The following is a 6410-nucleotide window of genomic DNA, read 5'->3' on the forward strand; positions in this document are numbered from 1 at the left end:
CCCACCCCGCCCCCCCCCCGCCGGGCGGGGACCCGCCCCCACCCCCCCCCCCCCCCCCCCCCCCCCCCCCCCCCCCCCCCCCCCCCCCCCCCCCCCCCCCCCCCCCCCCCCCCCCGGGGAGGGGGACGGCGTGAGCGTCGGTTGGGGCATCGCCGGGTGCGGCTGGGTGGCCCGCGACCACGCGCTGCCCGGCCTGCTCGCCGTCGACGGTGCCCGGGTGGTGGCGCTGCACGACCTCGACCCGGCGGCGACGGCGCGGATGCCGGTCGAAGGCGCCCGGCGGACGACCGACCTGGCCGAGTTCCTCGCCACACCCGGCCTGGACGCGGTGTACGTGGCGGTGCCCAACGCGGGGCACCGGCCGCTGGTCGAGGCGGCCGCCGCGGCCGGGAAGGCGGTGCTGTGCGAGAAGCCGCTGGCCGCCGACGCCGGCGACGCGCAGGCGCTGGTCGACGCGTGCGCGCGGGCCGGCGTGCTGCTGGGCACCGCCTACGACCAGCGCTGGCACCCCGCCCACGTGCGGTTGCGCGAGCTGGTGCCCGAGCTGGGCACGGTGACCGCCGTCCGGATCGTCTACTGCTGCTGGCTGCCCGGGGACTGGACGCCCGACGGCCGGCCGCACGACAACTGGCGCGTGGACCCGGCCCGCGCCGGCGGCGGCGCGGCGATCGACCTCGCTCCGCACGGCCTCGACCTGGTCGGCACGCTGCTGGGCGAGGACGTCACCCGGCTGTCGGCGCTGCTGCAGACCCGGGTGCACGACTACGGCGTCGACGACGGCGCGCTGCTCACCGGCGCCACCGACGGCGGCGTGCTGGTCGGCCTGCACGTCGCGTTCAACACCCCCGACGCGTTCCCCCGCCGCCGCCTCGAGGTGGTCGGCACGCGGGCCATGGCGGTCGCCGTCGACACGATGGGGCAGACGGCGGGAGGCTCGCTGACGCTGTACCGACCCGACCCGGTGGACGTGCCGTTCGCCGACACCCCGCCGTTCCAGGCGCAGTTCGCCGCCTTCACCGCCGCGGTCGCGGGCCGCGCACGGTGGCCGTACGACCCCGCCCGCGACCTCGCCCTGCACCGCCTGCTCCTCACCGCTCTCGACGGAGGCACCCCGTGAGCTCGCCCGACGTGCCCGGCGCCATCGACCGGGCCACCGACCCCGCCGCCGACCTCACTGCTGACGGCACTGACGCGCGGCACGTGTCCAGTCAGGTCGACACCAACCCCTACCGCGGCCTGCTGCCCGACCTGCCCGCCTACGCGTGCACCAACTGCGGGCACTGGCAGCGCTGGCCCGCCCCGGGACCGTCCGTCTGCCCGGTGTGCGCCGACGTCCGCAACGCGCTGCCCGAGCACGGGTTCGAGTTCGTCACCGAGAAGCAGGCCGACGAGCTGGTCACCGGCTTCTGGCGGCCGGCCCCGGTCGACGGCGTCACCGAGTTCGGCACCGAGCCGCGCTTCGGCCTCGACAGCCGCGGCTGGGTGATCGAGACCGACATCGGGCTGGTCGGCTTCGAGTGCGCACCCTGGTACACCGCCCCCATGCTCGCCGAGCTGCGCCGGATGGCCGACGAGAAGGGCGGCTTCCCGGTGCTGGCCTCCAGCCACGTGCACGGCTACGGCGCGCTGTGGCAGCTGCAGCAGGAGCTCGAGCCCCGGGTCGTCTGCGTCAACGTGCACGACCTGGTGTGGACCAAGGCCTTCCGGGTCACCTGGCCGGCCGACGACGTCCTCACCCTGGCCCCCGGCCTCACCCTGCACCGCACCGGCGGGCACTTCCCCGGGCACTCGGTGCTGCACGACGACCGCCGCGGGATCCTGTTCTGCGGCGACTCGCTCAAGGTCGACCTCTCCCCCGACGGCGACCCGGTCGCGCTGTCGGCGCACAAGGCGTTCCACGCGCAGATCCCGCTGTCCCACGGCGAGCTGCGCGAGATGCTCGCCGTCGTCGCGGAGCTGGACTTCGAGGTCGTCGCGACGCCGTTCGAGATGGTCGCCGGCGTCACCACCGACACCGTCGTCCACCTGGTGCAGCGGCTGCTGTCGGGGCCGCCGGACGCCGCTCCCGTGCCGCTGGAGGAGCTGTGACCACCGTCGAGGTCACGCCGTCGCAGCGGTACCGCGACTCGTTCCCCACGCCGGTCGAGGACTTCGCCATCGAGGGCATCGACGTGCTCGACGTGCCGCTGCACTCGGCCGTCCTGCCGCCGACGCCCGCGCACCCCGGCGGCAGCGGGCTGGGCTACGGCGCCACCCGCGAGGAGGCCCGCACCGGCGCGATGGGCGAGATGGCCGAGATGGCGCTGTCGCTGCGGGCGCACCGTGGGGTTCCCCGCGAGGAGGGCTCCTATGCGGAGGTGACCCGCCGGCACGGCCGCGACCGGGTGGCCGACCCGCGCACCCTCTGCCTGGAGGCGGGCAGCCCGTACGACGACGACCGGCCGCTGCAGTGGCTGCCGATGACCCGGCTGCGCGACGGCGAGGCGGTGCTGGTGCCGGCCGAGCTGGTCGCCTCCGCGCCCGACGACCTGCCGGGCACACCGCCGCCGGGCGGGTGGCTGACCACGGTCATCACCAACGGGCAGGGCGCGGCGTTCGACGCCGACCGGGCGGTGACCCACGCGCTGCTGGAGGTGCTGCAGCGCGACGGCAACGCCACGGCGTTCCGGGCGATGGACCGCGGCGTCGTCGTCGACCTCGACGGGCTCACCGACTCCGACGCACTGGCGCTGCTCGACCGGCTCGACGCCGCGGGCATCGACGTGGTGGTGAAGCTCGCGGCGACGGAGTTCGGCGTCGTCGACGTCTACGCCGTGGGCTGCTCGCGGGACGGGTCGGAGCCGGTGCCGGTGATGGCGACGGCGTGCGGGGAGGCCGCGCACCCCGACCGCGACACCGCCGTCCGCAAGGCGCTGCACGAGTTCGCCTCGGCGCGCAGCCGGAAGGCGTTCATGCACGGGCCCTTCGACGTCGTCCTGCCGGCGACGCCGCCGGGCTACCTGGAGCACTGGCGCGGCGGGCACCCGCCGGAGCGGCTGGTCGAGGAGGACCGCGCGCTGGAGGCGATGCTCGCGTGGACGCGGATGGGCACGGCCGCGCTGGTCGACCTGCTGCAGGACACCGTGCTCTCCCGCCGCTCCACGGTGGCGCTGGCCGACCTGCCCACGTGGTCCGGGGACGACCTGCACGCGCGGGTCACCGGCGCGGTGCAGGCCGCCGGCCACGACGTGCTGGTCGAGCTGCAGCCCTCGGAGGGTGACGCGGTCGCGGCGAAGGTGCTGGTGCCCGGCCTGGAGGTGGAGACGATGTCCTACGGCCGGATCGGCGAGCGCGGCGTGCGCCGGCTGCTCGAGGCCGACGAGGGGCTGGCCGCCGTGGGCGCCGACCCCGGCGGCTGGGCGCGGGTGCACCTGACCGCCGAGGCGGAGGAGCGCCTGGGCGGGCCGGCCTGGTTCGACCGCGCCGGCGCCGACCGCCGGGTGGGGGCGCTGTACGCGCTGTACCGGGAGCCGGGCCGGCACGTGGTCGCGGAGGTCCTGGCGCAGTGAGCCTGCGGTACGCGTACAACACCAACGGGCTGACCTCGCACCGGCTGTCGGACGCGCTGCCCTTCCTCGCCGACTGCGGCTACGCCGGGGTGGCGCTCACCCTCGACGTCGTCCACCTCGACCCGTTCGCCCCGGACGCGTTCGCCCAGGCAGCGGCGGTGCGGGCCCGCTGCGACGAGCTCGGGCTGGGCGTGGTGGTGGAGACCGGCGCCCGGTTCCTGCTCGACCCGCGGGCCAAGCACGAGCCGACGCTGGTCACCGCCTCCGCCGAGGGGCGGGTGCGGCGGCTGGCCTACCTGCGCCTGGCCTGCGACCTGGCGGAGGTGCTGGGCGCGGAGGCGGTCAGCTTCTGGGCGGGCGTGCCGAAGCCGGGCGTGGACCGCGACGCCGCGTGGGGCTGGCTGGTCGACGGCGTCCGGGCGCTGATCGACAGCCACGGCGGCCGCTCCTACGCCCTCGCGGTCGAGCCCGAGCCGGGGATGCTGGTCGAGGACTGCGACGGCTGGGCCCGGCTGGCCGCCGAGACGCCGGGGATCGCGCTGGCGCTCGACACCGGGCACTGCGTCGTCGCCGGGGCGTACGCGCCGGACGAGGCGGTGACCCGGTTCGCGCCGCACCTGGGCACGGTCGCCGTCGAGGGGATGCGCCGCGGGGTGCACGACCACCTACCGCTCGACGAGGGTGACGTCGACCTGCCCGCGGTGCTGCGGGCGCTGCGGCAGGCCTCGTTCGGCCGGCTGGTGACGCTGGAGCTCTCCCGCGACGGGCACCGCGCGCACGAGATGGTGCCCCGCTCGATCGAGACGCTGAGGAAGGCCGAGTCGCAGGGGGAGATCGCCGCGTGAGGGTCTGCTTCGTCAGCCGCCGCTACTGGCCGGCGGTGAGCGGGATGAGCGTCTACGCCGAGAACCTGCTGCGCGAACTGGTCGCGCTCGGCCACGAGGTGGTGCTGGTCAGCCAGTACCGCGACGACGAGGCCGGCACCCGCGTGTACGGCGGCGGCCCGCCCCCACCGGACCGCGTGCCGGCCGGCGTCGAGGTGCACGCGCTGCCCAGCCGCGGCGAGACCGTCGTCCCGGCGGACTGGGAGGGCGACGTCGCCGAGATCGTGCGCACCGTCGTCGGCCTGCACCGCGAGCGGCCGTTCGACGTGCTGCACGCCCAGTACGGCTACCCACCGGGGCTGGCCGTGCTGGCCGCTGCCCGCGAGACCGGGTTGCCCGCGGTGGTGAGCATCCAGGGCGGCGACGGCCACTGGGTGGGCACCTGCTGCGCCACCCACGCGCACGCGATGCGCGCCGTCGTCGACGCGTCGGACGCGGTGCTCATCGGCAGCGCCAGCTTCCGCGACGAGGTGGTCGGCAACCTCGGCTCGGACCCCGCGCGCTTCACGATCGTCCCGGGGGCCACCGACACCCGCCGGTTCACCCCGGCCGAGCGCCCGCTCGGCGCACTGCAGGACCCGCCCGTCCTGCTCTTCCACGGCCGCGTCGACCGCCGCAAGGGCGTGCTCGACCTGCTCGAGGCGCTGCCCGACGGCGTCCGGCTGGTCGTCTCCGGCATCGGCCCGGACCTCGACGAGGCGCGCGCCCGTGCCGACGAACGGACCACCTTCCTCGGCTACGTGCCGCCCGACGAGGCGCCCGCGGTGTACCGCCGCGCCGACGTCTTCGTCAGCCCCACCTACAGCGAGGGGTTCTCCAACACGCTGCTCGAGGCGATGGCCAGCGGGCTGCCCACGGTCAGCACCGACAGCGTCGGTGTCGTCGACTGCCTGCGGCACGAGGAGAACGGGCTGCTGCACGCCCCCGGCGACGTCGCCGGGCTGCGCTCGGCGCTGGACCGGCTGCTCGCCGACGGCGACCTGCGGACCCGGCTGGCGACGACGGCGCTGGAGGACGTGCGCCGGCTCTACTCCTGGCCGGTGCTGGCCCGCTCGGTCGACGACGTGTACCGCTCCGTCGCCGGGACGACGCCGTCCGCGGACTGGACGATGCCGCCGACGGTCGACCTCTCCTGCCGGTTCCGCTCCGCGGCGCACCTGCTGTGAGGGTCACCGCCGTCAGCCCGCACCTCGACGACGCCGCGTTCTCCGTGGGGGCCACGCTGGCCGCGCTGGCCGACGCCGGGCACGAGGTCACCGTGGTCACCTGCTTCACCCGCAGCGTGCCCGGACCGACCGGCTTCGCGCTCGCCTGCCAGCTGGACAAGGGGCTGCCGGCCGACGCCGACTACATGGCGCTGCGGCGCGACGAGGACGCCGCCGCGATGGCCGTGCTCGGCGCGGCGCCGCTGCACCTGGACCTGCCCGAGGCGCCGCACCGCGGGTACGGGAGCGCCGCGGAGCTGTTCGCCGGGGTCCACGCCGGCGACGACGTGTGGCGGACCGTGCGCGACCTGCTGGAGGCCGTACCCGGGGACCTGTGGCTGGCCCCGCAGGCGCTGGGCGGGCACGTCGACCACCGGCAGGTGCTGCGGGCGGTCGCCGACACCGGCCGTCCGGTGCTGTGGTGGCGCGACTCGCCGTACGTGCTGCGCGACCCGGACGCGCGGCCCGGGCCGGACCTGCCCGCCGGGCTGGCTCCGCTCGAGCTGCCGCAGGACCCGGACCGCCGCGCCGACGCGTGCGCCTGCTACGCCACCCAGCTCGGCTTCCAGTTCGGAGGCGTCGAGGCGATGCGCGCGGCGCTGGTCGGGCTGGACGAGGTGCTGCTGGCCGACTCCCGCGCCCGGGAGCTGGCCGGGGCGGTGGTGTCCCGGGGGGCGGTGTGGGGGGGGGGGGGGGCGGGGGGGGGGGGGGGGGGGGGGGGGGGGCTCGGGCGCGCCCGGGGGCGCGGCGGCGGGCCCGCCCGCGGGCGGGCG

The 6410-nt window shown here is 76.8% G+C and carries 6 protein-coding genes; all 6 read left to right on the forward strand.

Features of this window, described 5'->3' with window-relative positions:
• The first annotated feature begins 130 nt into the window (after positions 1-130).
• The gene (locus ACI79O_RS23995) at positions 131-1117 is read left to right on the forward strand and encodes a Gfo/Idh/MocA family protein (RefSeq protein ID WP_456892098.1); all 987 of its coding nucleotides are present in this window, start codon (positions 131-133) and stop codon (positions 1115-1117) included.
• Positions 1114-2088, forward strand: coding sequence for an MBL fold metallo-hydrolase (locus ACI79O_RS24000; RefSeq protein ID WP_456915379.1), 975 nt, complete (start codon positions 1114-1116; stop codon positions 2086-2088). The genes ACI79O_RS23995 and ACI79O_RS24000 overlap by 4 nt, the downstream gene beginning before the upstream one ends.
• Positions 2085-3548, forward strand: a complete 1464-nt coding sequence (locus tag ACI79O_RS24005; RefSeq protein ID WP_456892094.1) for a YcaO-like family protein — start codon at positions 2085-2087, stop codon at positions 3546-3548. Before ACI79O_RS24000 ends, ACI79O_RS24005 begins: the two co-directional genes overlap by 4 nt.
• Entirely contained in the window at positions 3545-4393 is an 849-nt protein-coding gene (locus ACI79O_RS24010) for a sugar phosphate isomerase/epimerase family protein (RefSeq protein ID WP_456892092.1), read from the forward strand. The genes ACI79O_RS24005 and ACI79O_RS24010 overlap by 4 nt, the downstream gene beginning before the upstream one ends.
• Entirely contained in the window at positions 4390-5598 is a 1209-nt protein-coding gene (locus ACI79O_RS24015) for a glycosyltransferase family 4 protein (protein WP_456915380.1), read from the forward strand. Before ACI79O_RS24010 ends, ACI79O_RS24015 begins: the two co-directional genes overlap by 4 nt.
• The coding region (locus ACI79O_RS24020) for a PIG-L deacetylase family protein (RefSeq protein WP_456915381.1) at positions 5595-6410 on the forward strand (816 nt) is incomplete at its 3' end. The genes ACI79O_RS24015 and ACI79O_RS24020, both read left to right, overlap by 4 nt.

Source organism: Geodermatophilus sp. SYSU D00696 (assembly GCF_054050235.1).